The sequence below is a fragment of the Plantactinospora sp. WMMC1484 genome, from assembly GCF_049315195.1.
Classification (GTDB): domain Bacteria; phylum Actinomycetota; class Actinomycetes; order Mycobacteriales; family Micromonosporaceae; genus Plantactinospora.
Map to the genome: position 1 here is coordinate 3,616,692 of NZ_CP186055.1, position 17,664 is coordinate 3,634,355.

Consider the following 17,664-nt stretch of genomic DNA (forward strand, 5'->3'; position numbering starts at 1 on the left):
AATCCGGCCGGGCCGGTGGCTCGGGAGATTCCGACGGCCGGGTAGATTACGTCTCCAAACCTCGCCGGGTGGTCGACCCTCGGGTACGCGCCCGCAGGCGCGTACCGTCGATCCGGCAGGCGGGGCGGCTGGGGGGTGGAACATGAGCGAGACGCGGGTGGCGACCGACGGGTCGCCGGCGGAGCAGGAGCACGGGGCGGAACCGCTGCCGGACGGGACAACCCCGGCGCCGGTCTCGGCCGAGCCGGAGTCGAGCCGGTCCGACACCACCCTGGTGGTGGTCACCGGGGTCTCCGGAGGCGGGCGCAGCACCGTCGCCCGGGCGCTGGAGAACGTCGGCTTCTACGTGGTGGACAATCTGCCCCAGGCACTCATGCTCGACATGGCCGAGCTGGCCTTCCAGGCCGGCGGGGCGGCCCGGAAGACCGCGATGGTGCTCGACGTGCGCAGCCGGGCCTTCTCGACCGACCTCGCCGGGGCGATCCGGGCGCTCAAGGAGCGCGGCTTCCAGCCCCGGGTGGTCTTCGTGGACGCCGACGACGAGGTGCTGATCCGCCGCTTCGAGAGCGTCCGACGCTCGCACCCGCTGCAGGGCGACGGCCGGCTCGCCGACGGCATCGCCGTCGAGCGCGGGCTGCTGGAGGAGGCCCGCGACCAGGCCGACGTGATCATCGACACGTCCCACCTGAACGTGAACCAGCTCCGCAGCCGGGTGGAGGAGCTCTTCGGCGGCGAGGACGCCCGACGGCTCCGGGTCACCGTGCTCTCCTTCGGCTTCAAGTACGGTCTCCCGCCCGACGCCGACTTCGTGCTCGACGCCCGCTTCCTACCCAACCCCTACTGGGTGCCGGAGCTGCGCGAGCACACCGGTCGGGACGAGGACGTCAGCCGGTACGTGCTCGGCCAGCGCGGCGCGGTGACCTTCGTCGAGACGTACGCCCGGTTGATCAACGCCACGGCGCCCGGCTTCGAGCGGGAGGGGAAGCGCTACCTGACCGTGGCGGTGGGCTGCACCGGCGGCAAGCACCGCAGCGTGGCGATCTCCGAGGAACTGGCGGCACGGCTGCGCCAGGCCCGGCTGGCCGCCACCGCGCACCACCGCGACCTGGGGCGCGAGTGAGGCGCCGCGTCGTCGCGTTCGGCGGCGGGCACGGCCTCGCGGCGTCGCTGCGCGCGCTGCGCCGCTGCGCGCCGGAATTGGACCTGGAGATCACCGCGGTGGTCACGGTCGGCGACGACGGCGGCTCCAGCGGCCGGCTGCGGCTGGAGCGTGGCGCCCTACCTCCCGGTGACCTGCGGCAGGCGCTCGCCGCGCTCGCGGCCGACGAGCCCGGCAGCCGGCGCAGCGCGGAGCTGTTCCAGCACCGGTTCGCCGGTGGCGGGCCCCGGCCGGATCCGCTGGCCGGGCACGCCGTCGGCAACCTGGTGCTCTGCGGGTTGATGGAGCTGCTCGGCGACCCGGTGGCCGCGCTCGACCACGCCGGCGCGATGCTCGGCGCGGTCGGCCGGGTGCTGCCGATGGCCTGCCAGCCGGTCGGCATCGAGGCCCGGGTACGCGGCGCGGACCCGCGCCGGCCCGGTGCGGTGCAGACCGTGCGCGGCCAGCACGCGGTGGCGGTCACCGACGGCCGCGTCGAGCTGGTCCGGCTCACCCCGGAGGACCCGGCAGCCTGCCCGCAGGCGGTGGCGGCGGTGGGCGAGGCCGACTGGCTGATCTTCGGACCGGGGAGCTGGTACACCAGCGTGATCCCGCACCTGCTGGTGCCGGAGCTGGCCGCCGCGATCGTCGCCAGCCCGGCCCGCCGGCTGGTCACGCTCAACCTCGCCAACGAGGCGGAGACCCTCGGCCTCTCCCTCGCCGACCACCTGGCGGCGCTCGGCTGGTACCTGCCCGGTCTCAGCGTGGACATGGTGCTGGCGGACGGGAAGGCGGTGGGTGACCCCGAACCGGTGCATCGTGCGGCAGAATCGCTGGGTGCGCGGCTGGTGCTCGCCCCGGTGGCCGTGCCGGACGGTGGTCCCCAGCACGATCCGGCAGCGCTCGGCGCCGCACTGGTGCCTCTCCTGGGCGCCGATCGTTAAGCACCTACGAATCACCGTTGAGCATCCACGAACCACGACGAAGCACGTAGTAATCACCGGCACCCGCCGGGATCGGCCTCCGAGGTGACGACAAGATGGCGATGACGGCTGCGGTCAAGGACGAGCTGAGCCGGGTGGATGTGCCCAAGCCCTGCTGCCGGCGGGCGGAGATGGCTGCCCTGCTGCGCTTCGCGGGTGGACTGCACATCGTCTCCGGGCGGGTGGTGGTCGAGGCCGAGCTGGACACCGGTGCGGTGGCCCGCCGGCTCCGCCGGGAGATCGCCGAGGTCTACGGATATCCGAGCGAGATCCACGTCCTCGCCTCCGGCGGGCTGCGCAAGGGCAGCCACTACATCGTCCGGGTGGTCAAGGACGGTGAGGCGCTGGCCCGGCAGACCGGCCTGCTCGACGTCCGTGGCCGACCGGTACGCGGGCTGCCGCCGCACGTGGTCGCGGCGAACGTCTGCTGCGCGGTGTCGGCCTGGCGGGGCGCCTTCATGGCGCACGGCTCGCTGACCGAACCCGGCCGCTCCAGCGCGCTGGAGATCACCTGCCCCGGCCCGGAGACCGCGCTCGCCCTGGTCGGCGCGGCCCGCCGGATCGGCATCACCGCGAAATACCGCGAGGTGCGCGGGGTGGACCGGGTGGTGGTCAAGGACGGCGACGCGATCGCCGCGCTGCTCACCCGGATCGGCGCCCACTCCAGCGTGCTCTCCTGGGAGGAACGCCGGGTACGCCGTGAGGTGCGGGCCACCGCCAACCGGCTGGCCAACTTCGACGACGCGAACCTGCGCCGCTCGGCCCGGGCCGCGGTCGCCGCCGCCGCCCGGGTGACCCGGGCCCTGGAGATCCTCGCCGAGGACGCCCCCAACCACCTCACCTCGGCCGGCCGGCTCCGGCTGGAGCACCGGCAGGCGTCCCTTGAGGAGTTGGGCGCGCTGGCCGACCCGCCACTGACCAAGGACGCCATCGCCGGCCGGATCCGCCGGCTGCTGGCGCTGGCCGACAAACGCGCCCGTGACCTGGGCATCCCGGACACCGAGGCGGCGGTCACCCCGGACATGCTGGCGGTCTGATCCCCCCGGGGCGGCGTCACACACCCGCCGGTGAAGTCGATTGGCCGGATTGTGCCCCGACGCAACGCGGGGCGGCGCGCTCGGATAAGGTCGCAGCGTACGGCGACGGGGCCGGGACCGGCCTTCTCCGCCGTGCTGACCGCCCATGGTTCGCGGTGAGACGGCCGGGGTGACATCCAGCGGCCGGCTCCAACGGTCGGCGCACCCATCTTCGCCGCCGCACGGTCAGTCGGCGGCGAACCAGAACACGAGGAGATGGACCCAGTGACCATCCGGGTTGGCATCAACGGATTCGGCCGGATCGGCCGCAACTTCTTCCGCGCGGTGCTCGCGTCGGGCGCCGACGTCGAGGTGGTCGGCGCGAACGACCTGACCGACAACGCCACGCTGGCGCACCTGGTCAAGTACGACAGCATCCTCGGCCGGCTGCCGCAGGAGGTCAAGGCGAGCGCCGACGAGATCAGCGTCGGCGGGCACACCATGAAGGTCTTCGCCGAGAAGGACCCGGGCAAGCTGCCCTGGGGCGACCTCGGTGCCGACGTGGTGATCGAGTCGACCGGCTTCTTCACCGACGCCACCAAGGCCAGGGCGCACATCGACGGCGGTGCCAAGAAGGTCATCATCTCGGCCCCGGCCAAGAACGAGGACGTCACGGTCGTGATGGGGGTCAACCACCAGTCCTACGACCCGGCCACGCACAACATCATCTCCAACGCCTCCTGCACCACCAACTGCCTCGCCCCGATGGCCAAGGTGCTGCAGGACACGTTCGGCATCGAGCGCGGCCTGATGACCACCATCCACGCGTACACCCAGGACCAGAACCTCCAGGACGGCCCGCACAAGGACCTCCGCCGGGCCCGCGCCGCCGCGCTGAACATCGTGCCGACCTCGACCGGTGCCGCCAAGGCGATCGGGCTGGTCCTCCCCGATCTCAAGGGCAGGCTGGACGGCTTCGCCCTGCGGGTGCCGATCCCGACCGGCTCGGCCACCGACCTGACCGTCACCGCCGGCCGGGAGACCTCGGTCGAGGAGGTCAACGCCGCGATGAAGGCGGCCGCCGAGGGCCCGCTGAAGGGCATCCTCACCTACACCGAGGACGAAATCGTCTCCACCGACATCGTCACCGACCCGGCCTCCTGCATCTTCGACTCCGGCCTGACCAAGGTGATCGGCGACCAGGTCAAGGTCGTCGGCTGGTACGACAACGAGTGGGGCTACTCGAACCGCCTCGTCGACCTCGTGAAGCTGGTCGGTGCCGGGCTGTGAGCGCGAGGAGTGAGCTTGCGAGCCCCGCAGTCGCGAACGGAGTGATGGCTCTGTGAGCATCCGTAACCTCGACGATCTGCTCGCCGAGGGGGTGTCGGGTCGGCGCGTGCTGGTGCGCGCCGACCTGAACGTGCCCCTCGACAAGGAGACCGGCGCCATCACCGACGACGGCCGGATCCGGGCCGTGCTGCCGACGCTGACCGCACTGCGGGACGCCGGGGCCGCCGTGGTGGTCTGCTCCCACCTGGGGCGCCCGAAGGGTGCGCCAGACCCGAAATACAGCCTCGCCCCGGTCGCCGACCGCCTCGGTGAGCTGCTCGGCGCCGAGGTGGCGTTCGCCACCGACACGGTCGGCGAGTCGGCCCGCAAGGCGGTCGAGCAGCTCGGTTCGGGGCAGGTCGCGCTGCTGGAGAACCTCCGCTTCAACGCCGGCGAGACCAGCAAGGACACCACCGAGCGGGGCGTGTTCGCCGACCAGCTCGCCGCGTTCGCGGAGGCGTACGTCGACGACGCGTTCGGTGCCGTGCACCGCAGCCACGCCAGCGTCCACGACGTGCCGGCCCGGCTGCCGCACGTCGCCGGCCGGCTGGTGCTGCGCGAGGTGGAGGTGCTGGCCCGGCTGCGGCAGGAGCCGGACCGCCCCTACGTGGTGGTGCTCGGCGGCTCCAAGGTCTCCGACAAGCTTGCCGTGATCGAGGCGCTGCTCCCCACCGTCGACAAGCTGCTGATCGGTGGCGGCATGTGCTTCACCTTCCTGCGCGCCCAGGGGCACGAGGTGGGGAAGTCGCTGCTCGAGGAGGAGATGCTCGACACCTGCCGGGACCTGCTGGCCCGGGGCGAGGGGCGGATCGTCCTGCCGGTGGACGTGGTGGCGGCGACCGAGTTCAGCGCCGAGGCGGCGTACGACACGGTGCCGGTGACCGCGATCCCGGCCGACCGGCTCGGTCTGGACATCGGCCCCCGGACGGTTTCCGAGTTCGCCGAGGCGATCGGCACCGCCCGTACGGTGTTCTGGAACGGCCCGATGGGCGTCTTCGAGCTGGCTCCGTTCGCCGCCGGCACCCGGGGGATCGCCGAGTCCATCACCACGGTGAAGGGCTTCACCGTGGTCGGCGGCGGGGACTCCGCCGCGGCGGTCCGCGCGCTCGGCCTGGACGAGTCGTCGTTCGGGCACATCTCCACCGGCGGGGGCGCCTCGCTGGAATACCTGGAGGGCAAGGCTCTCCCCGGCATCGTCGCTCTGGAGCAGTAGTGGCCACCCCCGCACCCGCCCGCCGCCCGCTGATGGCCGGCAACTGGAAGATGAACCTCAACCACCGGGACGCCAACCTGCTGATCCAGAAGCTCGCCGCGAGCCTCAACGAGAAGCAGTTGACCGAGGTCGAGACGGTGGTGCTGCCGCCCTACACCGACCTGCGCACCGTGCAGACCGCCGTCGACGGCGACAAGCTGATGATCGGGTACGGCGCGCAGGACCTCTCGCCGCACCAGGGTGGGGCGTACACCGGAGACATCTCCGGCCCGCTGCTGACCGCGCTGGGCTGCAGCTACGTGGTGGTCGGGCACTCCGAGCGGCGGACCTACCACCACGAGGACGACGCCCTGGTCAACGCGAAGGTCAAGGCAGCGCTGGCCAACGAGCTGACCCCGATCCTCTGCGTCGGCGAGGGGCTGGACATCCGCGAGCAGGAGGGTCAGGTGGCGTACGTCCGCGACCAGCTCGACGGCTCGCTGGCCGGGCTGACCGCCGAGCAGGTGGCGAAGGTGGTCGTCGCGTACGAGCCGGTCTGGGCGATCGGCACCGGCAAGACCGCGACCCCGGAGAACGCCCAGGAGGTCTGCGGGGCGATCCGGCAGCGCCTCGCCGAGCTGCACGGCCAGCAGACCGCCGACGGTATCCGGATCCTCTACGGCGGCTCGGTGAAGGCGGCGAACATCGCGGCGATCATGGCGCAGCCGGACGTCGACGGCGCACTGATCGGCGGGGCGAGCCTGGACGCCGAGGAGTTCGCGCAGATCTGCCGGTTCCCGGAGCACATCGCCCGTTGACGGGTCGCTATCCTTGACGGGCCCCGCGTAGCTGAGAGGACTGACCCCTGCCATGCCGATCTGGTTCGCATACACGTTGATCGTGTTGCTGGTGATCACGAGCTTGCTGCTCGTCCTGTTGATCCTGCTGCACCGGGGCAAGGGCGGCGGCATGTCCAGCATGTTCGGCGGAGGGGTCAGCTCCAGCCTGGCCGGCTCCTCGGTGGCCGAGAAGAACCTTGACCGATACACCGTTCTGGTGGGTCTTGTCTGGTTCGCCTGCATCGTCGGGCTGGGTCTCTGGCTGCGGCTCGCCGAGACCACCTGACAAACGTCGGGCGCACCACGAACCAGGGCGTACAAATCGCGCGCGGTCCGCTAACGTGGGCCGCGCGCAGTTTGTCATGCCCTGCTGGGGACCCCCTCTGACGAACGGAGCGAAGAACCGTGCCAAGTGGCAGCGCCATCCGTGGCAGTCGGGTCGGTGCCGGTCCGGCCCGCCCGACCGAACGATGCGAACCCGCCCCCCGCCGCCCGGTCACCTACTGGTGCGGCAAGGGGCACATGCTGAAGATCCTGCTCGCGGCCGAGGCCGAGATTCCGGAGACCTGGGACTGTCCGCACTGCGGCCAGCCGGCCGGGCAGGACGCGCACAACCCGCCGGGGCGGCAGCGGACCGAGCCGTACAAATCGCACCTGGCGTACGTGAAGGAGCGGCGCAGCGAGGCGGACGGCGAGGCGCTGCTCGCCGAGGCGCTGGCCGCGCTCCGGGCCCGCCGCCGTGGCGAGCCGGCCTAGGGGCTCGGCGTCACCTGAGCCGGCCTAGGGGCTCGGCGTCACCTGAGCCGGCCTAGGGGCTCGGCGTCACCTGAGCCGGCCTAGGGGCTCGGCGTCACCTCGGCGGCCGCCGCCCGGTCCAACAGCCACCTGGTCCGCCGCACCCCCGCGACACCCGCCGCCGGCACCTGTCCCGCCCCGGCACCGTGCAGCGCCATGCCGACCGCCCGCGCCTTGTCGGTGCCGCTCGCGATCAGCCAGACCTCCTCGGCGGTGTTGAGCGCCGGACGGGTCAGGGTGATCCGCACCGGTGGCGGCTTGGGGCTGCCCCGGACCGCGCTCACCGGGCGACTCTCGTCGCCGGCCGGATGCTCGGGGAAGAGCGAGGCGACGTGACCGTCCTCGCCCACCCCGAGCATCAGCACGTCGAAGTAGGGCAGCATGGCCGTGTCCGGCCCGGCCGCCGCGGCGAGGGTGGCCGCGTAGCGCACCGCCGCCGCCTCGGGGTCGGGCCCGTCCGGGCCGTCGGAGGCGGGCATCGGGTGCACCCGTTCCGGGGCCAGCGGCAGCGCGTCGAGCAGTGCCTTCCGGGCCTGGGTCTCGTTCCGGTCCGGGTCTCCGGCGGGGAGGAAGCGTTCGTCACCCCACCAGACGTCGACCCGGGACCAGTCCACCGCGTCCCGGGCCGGCAACTCCCGGACCGCCCGGTAGACGGCGGCGGCGATCCGGCCCCCGGTCAACACAACAGCTGCCTCGCCCCGCTCCGCCTGCGCATCGATCAGCCGGACCAGCAGTCGGGCCGCGACCGCCTGCGCCAGCAGTTCCGGGTCGGCGTGCACCACCACCGCGGTCCCGGTCACGCGACCCCCTGCGGCTGCTTCGTCGGGTCCTTCCAGACGTGCACCCGCTGCGCCGGCCGGGCCTGCAGACCGGCGACCCCGGCGGCGGCACCGAGCGCTTCGGCGTAGATCTGGTCGGGGTCGAGCCGGCGCAACTCCTCGGCGAGCTCGTCACCGAGCGGGCGGCGTACCAGCGGAAGCTGCCGGTCGGCCTGCCCGGTACGCCGGAACGTCGCCTGGTTGTCGTCTCGGGTCAGCACGACCTGCTCGCCGTTGGCGCAGCTCAGCTCGACCGAGCGCATCCGGGGAAACTCGCTGGTGTGCTCCCAGTGCGGGTGCAGACCCAGCCGGGACCTGAGCCAGCCGATCATCAGTGCCGCGGTCGGGTCGGTGTGCGGCGCCACCACGGTCGCCGAGGTGACCTGGTTGCCCTCGGTGGTGTCGAACGCCCCGGCGACCAGGGTGCGCCACGGGGTGATCCGGGTCCACGCCAGGTCGGTGTCGCCGGGCGCGTAGTCCCGGGCCCGCTGCCGCAGCGCCTCCACCGGATCGGCCGCCTGCGCACAGTCGGTGATCCGCCGGTCCGCCACCACGCCGAGGAAGTCGTTGGCGATCTCGGTCGGCGGCTCGCCGTGCCACCAGGTCACCACCGGCACGTCCGGCACCAGCAGCGGCATCACCACCGACTCGGCGTGCAGGGCGAGCCGGCCGTACATCCGGGTCACCACCGCCTCGCCCGGACCGAGCCGGCCACCGACGACGATTTCGGCGTCGAGCCGGTTGCGGTCCCGCTCGATGTCGGAGCGGACCACCACCACCATCCGGCACGGGTGCGCGGCCGAGGCGATCGTCACCGCCGCCTCGGCCTCCCGGACCCGGGGCTCGTCCACCACGACGATCAGCGTCAGCGCCATCCCGCTGGCCACGCCGCCCGCGCTGCGCCGCTCGGCGGCCAGGGCCTTCACCACCTCGTTACCGGTGGTGTCCCACAAGCCGATCAACGGTGCCTCCTGGTTGCTGTCGTTGTTGCGCTGCTCCGGGGTGCTGTCGTTGTGGCGCTGCTCCGGGCGTCACGCCCGCCGCCACGCCCGGCCCTCCCGGGCCAGCAACTCGTCCGCGGCCCGTGGACCCCACTCGCCGGCCCGGTACGGCTCCGGCCGGACGCCGTCCCAGGCCTCCTCCAGCGGGTCGATCACCTGCCAGCTCTGCTCGACCTCGGCGGCGTCCGGGAAGAGCGTCCGGTCACCGATCAGCACGTCGAGCACCAGGCGCTCGTACGCCTCGGGGCTGGACTCGGTGAAGGCCTCGCCGTACTGGAAGTCCATCGCGATGTCCCGGACCTCCATCGTGGTGCCGGGGACCTTGGAGCCGAACTTCAGCACGACGCCCTCGTCCGGCTGGACCCGGATGACGAGTTGGTTGTTGCCGAGCATCTCCATGTCGGCGGGGTTGAACGGCAGGTGCGGCGCCTTCTTGAACATGATGGCGACCTCGGTCACCCGGCGCGGCAACCGCTTGCCGGCCCGGATGTAGAACGGCACCTCGGCCCAGCGCCGGTTCTGGATGCCGAGCCGGACCGCCACGTAGGTCTCGGTGGTGGAGTCGGCCGGCACCCCCTCCTCGTCGAGGTAGCCGACCGCCCGCTTGCCGGCCACCCAGCCCGGCAGGTACTGCCCGCGTACGGTGCCGGTCTGCACGTCCTTCGGCAGGGTGATCGCGCGGAGCACCTTCAGCTTCTCGGCCCGGATCTCGCTGGCGTCGAAGCTGGTCGGCTCCTCCATCGCCACCAGGGCGAGCAGTTGCAGCAGGTGGTTCTGGAGCACGTCCCGGGCGGTGCCGGTGGCGTCGTAGAAGCCGGCCCGGGTGCCGATGCCGACGTCCTCGGCCATGGTGATCTGCACCGAGTCGACGTACTTGGAGTTCCAGAGCGGCTCGAAGAGGCTGTTGGCGAAGCGCAGGGCGAGGATGTTCTGAACAGTTTCCTTGCCCAGGTAGTGGTCGATCCGGAAGACGTCGTCCCGGGTGAAGACGTCGTCGACCAGGTCGTTGAGTGCCTTCGCCGAGGGCAGGTCGTGCCCGAACGGCTTCTCCACCACCACCCGCCGCCAGCCGCCGCACTTGTCGTTGTCGGCCATGCCGGTCCGGGCGAGCTGCTTGAGCACGGTCGGGAACGCGGCCGGCGGGATGGAGAAGTAGAACGCGGCGTTGCCGCCGATGCCGTGACTCTCCCGCAGCTCTTCCAGGCAGGTGGCCAGCTTGTCGAAGGCGGCGTCGTCGTCGAAGGCGCCGCCGACGAACTTGATGTTGCCGGCGAGCCGGCCCCAGACCTCCTCCCGCCACGGTGTCCGAGCGTGTGCCTGTGCCGCGTCCCGGGCCATCGACTCGAAGTCGCCGTCGCCCCAGTCACGGCGGGCGAAGCCGAGCACCACGAAGCCCGGCGGCAGCAGGCCCCGGTTGGCCAGGTCGTAGACGGCCGGCAGCAGTTTCTTGCGGGCCAGGTCCCCGGTGACGCCGAAGATCACCAGTGCGCACGGCTCCGGGATCCGCGGTAACCGCCGGTCCTGCGGGTCGCGCAGCGGATTCACGGCTCCCCCTCCTCGCTCAGTCGGTCACTGTCAGCATGCCCGGTGGTGGTCAACTCCGCAGTCCCCGTACCGCGTCGAGCAGGTGCGGGATGCCGGCGGCCCGGTCGGTCAGGTGCAGCCGGAGCACCGGCCGGCCCCGCTGGGCGAGGGCCTCGCGGTCCCCCGCGGCCTGCGCCGCCTGCAACTGCGCGAAGGAGTACGCCTTGCCGGGCACCGGCAGGTCCTCGGCCACGTCCCCGGTGATCTGCAGGTACGAGCCGAGCTGCGGCCCGCCCTTGTGGTACTGCCCGGTCGAGTGCAGGAACCGGGGCCCCCAGCCGAAGGTGACCGGCCGGCCGGAGGCGGCGGCGAGACCGGGGCGTACCTGCGCGGTCTTGGCGTCGGCGAACCGGTCCAGGTAGGCCATCACGGCCAGGTAGCCGTCGTCGCCGAGCCCGTCCAGCAGCAGCCGCAGCGCACCGGCGAGGTCACCGGGGAGCGGGGCGGCCTGCTGCGGCTCGCCCGGGAACCAGTACCCCTCGACACCGGCGTCGACGAAGGTCGGCGACTCGATCGGCAGCCCGGAGCCGAGCAGCCGGTTGGTGTTCTCCTTCGACTCGGTCACGTTCGGCTGGTTGAACGGGTCGATCCCGAGCACCACGCCGGCGATCGCGGTGGCGTACTCCCAGGTGAGAAACTGCGCGCCGAGCGGGCCGTTGACCGCCAGGTCGGGCCGGATGCCGTTGCCGGGCACCGCACCGGCGGCGAGCCCGCCGCCGTAGGTGACGGTCAGCACATCCGGGCCGGTCGCACCCGGGCTGCCCGGGTCCTCGACCACCACCGGCAGGATGCCGATGCCGTTCTTGCCGGTGGACTCGGCGATCAACTGCTCGGCCCAGTCGCCGAGACCGTCGATGCCGGTGCCGTCCGGGACCAGCGCGACCTTGTCCCGGCCGGTGGTGGCGGCGGCGCCGAGCGCGGCGCCGAGCGCCAGCCCCGGGTTGTCCTGCGGGCCGCCGAGCGCGCCGAGCAGCTCCTCGGCCTGGTCGAGCAGCTCGACCACCTCGACCCCGGCCAGCGCCGACGGCACCAGCCCGAACGCGGTCAGCGCCGAGTAGCGCCCACCGACGTCCGGGTCGGCCAGCACCACGAAGGCACCCATCTCGGCGGCGGTCTCCGCCAGCGGCGAGCCGGGGTCGGTGACGATGACGAACCGTCGGCCGGCCTCGGCCTCGCTGAGCCCGGCGTCGAGGAACGCCTGCCAGTAGGCCCGGCGGTGGCTGTCGGTCTCCACCGTCGAGCCGGACTTGCTGGAGACCACCACCACGGTCCGGTCCAGCCGGTCGGCGATCGCCGCCCGGACCTGCCCCGGATCCGTGGTGTCGAGCACGGTCAGGGACTTCCCGAGGGTACGCGTGATCACCTCGGGGGCCAGGGAGGAGCCACCCATCCCGGCCAGTACCACGTGGTCGAGGTCGGCCAGTTCGGCCTTGAGCTCGGCGAGCTGGGGGAGGAGCTCCCGGCTGCGCCGGAAGGTGTCCACCCAGCCGAGCCGGATCGCCGCCTCGTCCTGCGCCTCCGGGCCCCAGAGGGTGGCGTCCTTGCCGACCAGCCGGGCCGGCACGTCCTCGGCCAGCAACGCTGCCCGGGCCGAGGCCGGTGCGGTGGCGTCGACCGCCTCCGCACCGTAGACGGCGAGCCCGGCCGCCGCCTCGCAGCCGCCCTCCAGCAGGTCCTCGGGGTTGCGGTCGCTCATGCGTTGCCTCCGGCCCGGCCGGCGGCCTCGGCGTTCTCCTCGGCGGCCCGGTTCGGCTTCCCGGAGCCCTCCGCGGCCGACTCCAGCGACTTGCGGACCCCGTCCAGCAGCTCCAGCCAGCTCGCCTCGAACTTCTCCACGCCCTCCCGCTCCAGGGTGGCGATCACGTCGTCGAAGTCGATGCCGGCGGCGGCCAACCCGTCGAGGACCTCGCGGGCCTCGGCGTAGGCGCCGGTGACCGTGTCGGGCCGGGTCTCGCCGTGGTCGGCGTAGGCGTCGATCACCGGTTCCGGCATCGTGTTGACGGTGCCGGGTGCGATCAGCTCCTCGACGTAGATGACGTCGCGGTAATCCGGGTTCTTCGTGGAGGTGGAGGCCCAGAGCGGGCGCTGCGGGTGGGCACCGGCGTCGGCGAGCGCCTGCCACCGGTCGGAGGAGAAGACCTCGGAGTAGCGCTCGTACGCCAGCTGGGCGTTGGCGACCGCGGCCCTGCCCTTCAGCGCCGCCAGCTCCGACCGGCCGCCCGCACCGAGCTTGTCCAGCCGCTTGTCCACCTCGGTGTCGACCCGGGAGACGAAGAAGGAGGCGACCGAGGCGATCTTCGTCAGGTCGTGCCCGTTCGCCTTCGCCTGCTCCAGGCCGGCCAGGAACGCCTCCATCACCGCCGAGTAGCGCTCCAGCCCGAAGATCAGGGTGACGTTCACGCTGATCCCCTCGGCCAGGGTCGCGGTGATGGCCGGCAGCCCGGCCTCGGTCGCCGGGATCTTGATGAAGAGGTTCGGCCGGTCGACCAGCCACCACAGCGCCTTCGCCTCGGCCAGCGTCGGCTCGGTCTGGTACGCCAGCCGGGGGTCCACCTCGATGGAGACCCGGCCGTCCACCCCGGCACTGCTGTCGTACGCCGGACGCATCACGTCACAGGCCCACCGCACGTCGTAGGTGGTGAGCGCGCGTACCGCCTCGTCGACGTCGACCCCGCGCACGGCCAGGTCCCGCAGTTGCCAGTTGTACTCGTCGGCGTCGCTGAGCGCCTTGGCGAAGATGGTCGGGTTGGTGGTCACCCCGACGAGGTGCTTCTCCCTGCGCAACTGGTCCAGGTTGCCCGAACTCAGCCGTACCCGGGAAAGGTCGTCGAGCCAGACCGCCACTCCTGCGGCGGTCAACTCGCCCAATCGGTCCGTCATGACTGCAACGCTCCCTTAGTTGCCGGTGGTCCCGCCGGTGATCTCGCCCACCCGGATCGCCGGGCCGACCGCTCCGCCGGTGCCGACGGCACGCCGGTCGAGATCGGACCAGTTCAGCGCGGTCTGCTCGCGTCGACTGTCAGCCACGATCGTGTGCTCCTCGGCGTGGATGGGCGGAACCCTCACTGATGACCCTAGTGCGGTGTCCATAAACGTTCACCGGATCCCCCGGTGGTGTCTGGATCCTCGCCTGGTCGGGTGTCCGGAAGCTGAACAGGTCCGTGGCCCGGAAGCTGAACAGGTCTGTGGCCCGGAAGCTGAACAGGTCCGTGCGGCGGCGTCGGGTCTCCGGTCGGCCGCTCGGGGCGGGCGGTGATCGTCGCTCGCCGTACCTCCGCATCTCCGGGCCGGTGGTGCGGTTCGCCGGAAGTGTGATCGTTCGCACCGGAGAAGGGTCGCCCGGGCAGCGAAAACGACGACGCGTAGGCTGTCGGTCGGCGTGCTGGCTCCGGGCCATCCCGCCCGCCTGAGCTGTTTTCCGCAGCGACCAGTCTGTGCCCGACGCCGGAGGTGGCAATCCGTGAGCATGATCACCGAGCGCCCCGTGACCGGCGGTGCCCCGGCTGCGGGGGCCCCGGGCGAGGTGGCTCGGCGTAGCGACGTCTCGGCCCGGATCCGGGCGTACGTCGCGCTGACCAAGCCGCGGATCGTCGAGCTGCTGCTGATCTCCACGGTGCCGACGATGATGCTGGCCGCCGACGGACTGCCCCCGCTCTGGCTGGTAGCGGTGGTCCTGGTCGGCGGATCGCTGGCCGCAGGAGCCGCCAACGCACTGAACTGCTACATCGACCGCGACATCGACCAGGTGATGAAGCGGACCAAGCGTCGTCCGCTGCCCACGCACACCGTGGCACCCCGCAACGCGCTGGTCTTCGGGCTGGTCCTGGCGGCGGTCTCGGTGATCCTGATGGCGGTCTTCACCAACTGGCTGGCCACCGGCCTGACCCTGGGCGCCATCGTCTACTACGACCTCGTCTACACCATGTGGTTGAAGCGGACCACCTGGCAGAACACCTTCTGGGGCGGCATCTGCGGCTCCGCCCCGGTGCTGATCGGCTGGGCGGCGGTCACCGGTTCGCTGGCGCCGACCGCCTGGGGACTCTTCGCGGTGGTCTTCTTCTGGCAACTGCCGCACTTCTACGCCCTGGCGATCAAGTTCAAGGACGACTACGCCCGGGCCGGCATCCCGATGCTGCCGGTGGTGGCGTCGATCCGCCGGGTCTCGGCGGAGATCGTGGTCTACACCTGGCTGACGGTGCTGGCCTCGGTGCTGGTCTGGCCGCTGGGCATGGGCCCGGTCTACGGGATCACCGCTCTGGTGGCGGGCGGGGTCTTCATCGCCGAGGCGCACCGGTTGAACCAGCGGGCCGGGCGGGGCGAGCGGGTGAAGCCGATGCGGCTGTTCCACTGGTCCATCACGTATCTGACGATCGTCTTCGTCGCGGTTGCCGTCGACGCGTTGCTCTGACCGGCACGGCGCAACCCCGGCACGGCGCAACCCCGGCACGGCGCAACCGGCAGGACCGAAGTCGGTCGCTTTGTGGTCCTTTATGCGCTTTCGTCCTGTTTGCCGGGCTATAACGTGAATATCGGTTGTGAATTGATCACATCTATATCCGGAAAATCACCCAAAGGTCCTCGGCGCTTTCGGTAAACCTCACCGTAATCGGCATCACAAATTATCGGTAGCTGCCCCTCGTTCATGCAGAAGTCTGCTTAGGCTTCGCGTTATGGCAGATGGTTCCGATACGACGCCGACGGCCGAGCAGACCGTCGCGGGTCAGACCCCCAACGGTCTGGTCGCCGGCATCCAGTCGTTTGCCGCCGGCCACGGTGGCGCGAAGGCGGTCATCGAGTACGTCGGCAAGCGGGGCGCGCGCATTGTCCTGGTGGGGGAGGACGGCGCGTGGGCTGACCAGTTCGCAGACAGCACGGACGTCGCGCGACTGGCCTGCGCCAAGGCGGGGGTCGCCGTGGAGAACGAATGGGAGCGGGAGCTGATGGACCAGATGCGTCCGAGTCACGACCTATGGCGGTCGATGGCTCGGCGTACTCTGGCTCGTTGATGAATTTTGTCCGATAACATCCGCGCGACCCGGGGCGACGAGCCCCGGGTCGCTCTCATCACCTGTGCCGAACTACCCGGACTCGACCCCGACGACCGGCTGTTGCTGGCGCCACTGGCCGAGCGCGGCATCCGGGTCGAGGCGGCCGTCTGGGACGACCCGGCCGTGGACTGGGCCGGCTACCGATTGGCGGTGCTCCGCTCGCCCTGGGACTACCCGCCCCGTCGGGCCGAGTTCGTCGCCTGGGCCGAGAGCGTGCCCCGGCTGGCCAATCCCGCCGACCTGGTGCGCTGGAACACCGACAAGCGCTATCTGCGGGAACTCGCCGAGGCCGGGGTGCCGACGGCGCCGACCGACTGGCTGGGTCCCGACGCGGACTGGAGCCTCCCGGCGCAGCGCGGCGAGTACGTCGTCAAGCCCGTCGTCGGCGCGGGCAGCCTGGACGCCGGCCGTTACGACCTCGCCGACGCCGAACACCGGGAACTCGCCACCGCGCACGTGAAGCGGCTCCAGGCGACCGGCCGGTGGGTCATGGTGCAGCCGTATCTGGGCGCCGTGGACACCGCCGGGGAGACCGCCTTGCTCTTCGTCGCCGGCCCGGACGGACTGCGGTTCAGTCACGCGATCCGCAAGGGGCCGATGCTGGTCGGTCCGGACCGCGGCGTCGACGGGCTGTTCCGGCCGGAGCAGATCGCTCCGCGTACGCCCGCCGACGCCGAGATCGCGGTCGCCGAGCGGGTGCTGGCGGCGCTGCCCGGCGGGACGGCGCGCCCGCTCTACGCCCGGATCGACCTGATCCCCGGGCCGGACGGCGCCCCGGTGCTGGTCGAGGTGGAGCTCACCGAGCCCTCCCTCTTCCTGGCCCACGACCCGGCCGCACCCGGCCGGCTCGCCGATGCCATCGCCGCCCGGCTCGGCTGACCGGTTAGGAAGGGCCCCCGCTACAACAAAAAACGATAAGCGGGGGCCCTTCCTTACACCCGTTTCCTTACACCCGTTCCAGCTGGCGGGGGTCGGTGGGGGTGGGCGGGAGGGTGGCGGCGGCGGTGCGTTCCCGGGTCGACCAGAGCACCGCCAGCGCGGCGAGCCAGACCAGGCAGGAGCCGAGCATGTGCGCGCCGACCAGCGCCACCGGCAGTCCGGTGAGGTACTGCACGAAGCCGATCACACCCTGGCCGAGCTCGGCGAGGACCAGCAGCCCGGCGGCGCGGACCGCGGCCGGTGGCGCGGAGACCGCGCGGAACGCGAACCAGATCGCGACCGAGAGGCCCAGCAGCAGGAAGACGGTGTCGGCGTGCACCTGGGAGATGGTCTCGGGATCCAGGCCGTTGCGGGCCGCGCCGGAGTCGCCGGAGTGCGGGCCGCTGCCGGTCACCCAGGTGCCGACGACCAGTACGGCCGCCGCGACCACGGCGGTGAGCCAGGCGAGCGTACGCAGCGGGGCCGGCACGGTCGGTCGGGCCGGCGCGTCCGACTCGAGGGTCCGGCGCCAGAACGCGTACGCGGCGGCGATCACCGCCATCGAGGCGAGGAAGTGCAGCCCGACCACCCACGGGTTCAGGTCGGTGAGCACGGTGATGCCGCCGATCACCGCCTGCGCCGGGATGCCGAACGCGGCGGCGACGCTGAGCAGCCGGAGCCCTCGGCGGGCCGGGCGCTGCTGCCAGGCGGCGACCACCCCGGCGATCACCACGGCGGCGAGCACGAAGGTGAGCAGCCGGTTGCCGAACTCGATCACCCCGTGCACGCCCATCTCGGCGGTCGCCACGTACGACTCGTCGGTGCAGCGGGGCCAGGTCGGGCAGCCCAGCCCGGATTTGGTCAGCCGGACCGCCCCGCCGGTCCCGACGATCAGCACGTTGCCCACCACCGAGGCGAGGGCGAGTCGCGATAGGGTGGGTTTGCCAGAAAATTCGCCGAATCGGCTCACGCCGGCCATGCTACGTGCGAATGTGATCATGCT

General features: G+C 71.9%; 18 protein-coding genes. 11 read left to right on the forward strand and 7 right to left on the reverse strand.

Annotation, left to right across the window (positions count from 1 at the left end; genetic code table 11):
* The first annotated feature begins 142 nt into the window (after positions 1–142).
* The 8 genes from rapZ to ACN28C_RS15925 all read left to right on the forward strand — a co-directional run bounded on the left by rapZ (position 143) and on the right by ACN28C_RS15925 (position 7,253).
* Positions 143–1,120, forward strand: coding sequence for an RNase adapter RapZ (gene rapZ, locus ACN28C_RS15890; protein ID WP_422774217.1), 978 nt, complete (start codon positions 143–145; stop codon positions 1,118–1,120).
* Positions 1,117–2,082, forward strand: a complete 966-nt coding sequence (locus ACN28C_RS15895; protein ID WP_422774218.1) for a gluconeogenesis factor YvcK family protein — start codon at positions 1,117–1,119, stop codon at positions 2,080–2,082. Before rapZ ends, ACN28C_RS15895 begins: the two co-directional genes overlap by 4 nt.
* 95 nt (positions 2,083–2,177) lie before the next feature.
* Entirely contained in the window at positions 2,178–3,158 is a 981-nt protein-coding gene (whiA, locus tag ACN28C_RS15900; protein WP_422774219.1) for a DNA-binding protein WhiA, read from the forward strand.
* Positions 3,159–3,422: 264 nt separating this feature from the next.
* Positions 3,423–4,427 (forward strand): type I glyceraldehyde-3-phosphate dehydrogenase, encoded by a 1,005-nt coding sequence (gap, locus tag ACN28C_RS15905; RefSeq protein WP_422774220.1) that lies wholly within the window; start codon positions 3,423–3,425, stop codon positions 4,425–4,427.
* 52 nt (positions 4,428–4,479) lie between these two features.
* Positions 4,480–5,679, forward strand: coding sequence for a phosphoglycerate kinase (locus ACN28C_RS15910; protein WP_422774221.1), 1,200 nt, complete (start codon positions 4,480–4,482; stop codon positions 5,677–5,679).
* A 32-nt stretch (positions 5,680–5,711) separates the two neighbouring features.
* Positions 5,712–6,476, forward strand: a complete 765-nt coding sequence (tpiA, locus tag ACN28C_RS15915) for a triose-phosphate isomerase (protein ID WP_422774687.1) — start codon at positions 5,712–5,714, stop codon at positions 6,474–6,476.
* A gap of 52 nt (positions 6,477–6,528) precedes the next feature.
* A complete protein-coding gene (gene secG / locus ACN28C_RS15920; protein WP_422774222.1) occupies positions 6,529–6,783 on the forward strand; it encodes a preprotein translocase subunit SecG in 255 nt (84 codons plus the stop codon).
* Between the two features lie 119 nt (positions 6,784–6,902).
* Positions 6,903–7,253, forward strand: a complete 351-nt coding sequence (locus ACN28C_RS15925) for an RNA polymerase-binding protein RbpA (protein ID WP_422774223.1) — start codon at positions 6,903–6,905, stop codon at positions 7,251–7,253.
* An 80-nt stretch (positions 7,254–7,333) separates the two neighbouring features.
* Here ACN28C_RS15925 and pgl read toward each other — a convergent pair whose 3' ends face one another.
* From pgl to ACN28C_RS15955, 6 genes are all read right to left on the reverse strand, one after another.
* Complete coding sequence (pgl, locus tag ACN28C_RS15930; RefSeq protein ID WP_422774224.1) at positions 7,334–8,092, reverse strand: 6-phosphogluconolactonase; 759 nt, start codon at positions 8,090–8,092, stop codon at positions 7,334–7,336.
* A complete protein-coding gene (locus tag ACN28C_RS15935) occupies positions 8,089–9,072 on the reverse strand; it encodes a glucose-6-phosphate dehydrogenase assembly protein OpcA (protein ID WP_422774225.1) in 984 nt (327 codons plus the stop codon). Before ACN28C_RS15935 ends, pgl begins: the two co-directional genes overlap by 4 nt.
* A 69-nt stretch (positions 9,073–9,141) precedes the next feature.
* Positions 9,142–10,656, reverse strand: a complete 1,515-nt coding sequence (gene zwf / locus ACN28C_RS15940) for a glucose-6-phosphate dehydrogenase (protein ID WP_422774226.1) — start codon at positions 10,654–10,656, stop codon at positions 9,142–9,144.
* A 49-nt stretch (positions 10,657–10,705) separates the two neighbouring features.
* Positions 10,706–12,391: a glucose-6-phosphate isomerase gene (locus ACN28C_RS15945; RefSeq protein WP_422774227.1), complete on the reverse strand. Its 1,686-nt coding sequence runs from the start codon at positions 12,389–12,391 to the stop codon at positions 10,706–10,708.
* A complete protein-coding gene (tal, locus tag ACN28C_RS15950; RefSeq protein ID WP_422774228.1) occupies positions 12,388–13,575 on the reverse strand; it encodes a transaldolase in 1,188 nt (395 codons plus the stop codon). Before tal ends, ACN28C_RS15945 begins: the two co-directional genes overlap by 4 nt.
* 15 nt (positions 13,576–13,590) lie before the next feature.
* Positions 13,591–13,722: a hypothetical protein gene (locus tag ACN28C_RS15955; protein ID WP_422774229.1), complete on the reverse strand. Its 132-nt coding sequence runs from the start codon at positions 13,720–13,722 to the stop codon at positions 13,591–13,593.
* Between the two features lie 433 nt (positions 13,723–14,155).
* Here ACN28C_RS15955 and ACN28C_RS15960 point away from each other — a divergent pair, with 433 nt between their 5' ends.
* From ACN28C_RS15960 to ACN28C_RS15970, 3 genes are all read left to right on the forward strand, one after another.
* Positions 14,156–15,103: a heme o synthase gene (locus ACN28C_RS15960; protein WP_422774230.1), complete on the forward strand. Its 948-nt coding sequence runs from the start codon at positions 14,156–14,158 to the stop codon at positions 15,101–15,103.
* Positions 15,104–15,365: 262 nt separating this feature from the next.
* The gene (locus ACN28C_RS15965) at positions 15,366–15,701 is read left to right on the forward strand and encodes a hypothetical protein (protein ID WP_422774231.1); all 336 of its coding nucleotides are present in this window, start codon (positions 15,366–15,368) and stop codon (positions 15,699–15,701) included.
* A 3-nt stretch (positions 15,702–15,704) separates the two neighbouring features.
* Positions 15,705–16,622: an ATP-grasp domain-containing protein gene (locus ACN28C_RS15970; protein WP_422774688.1), complete on the forward strand. Its 918-nt coding sequence runs from the start codon at positions 15,705–15,707 to the stop codon at positions 16,620–16,622.
* 67 nt (positions 16,623–16,689) lie between these two features.
* Here ACN28C_RS15970 and ACN28C_RS15975 read toward each other — a convergent pair whose 3' ends face one another.
* Positions 16,690–17,631, reverse strand: coding sequence for a COX15/CtaA family protein (locus tag ACN28C_RS15975; protein ID WP_422774232.1), 942 nt, complete (start codon positions 17,629–17,631; stop codon positions 16,690–16,692).
* Between the last annotated feature and the right edge of the window lie 33 nt (positions 17,632–17,664).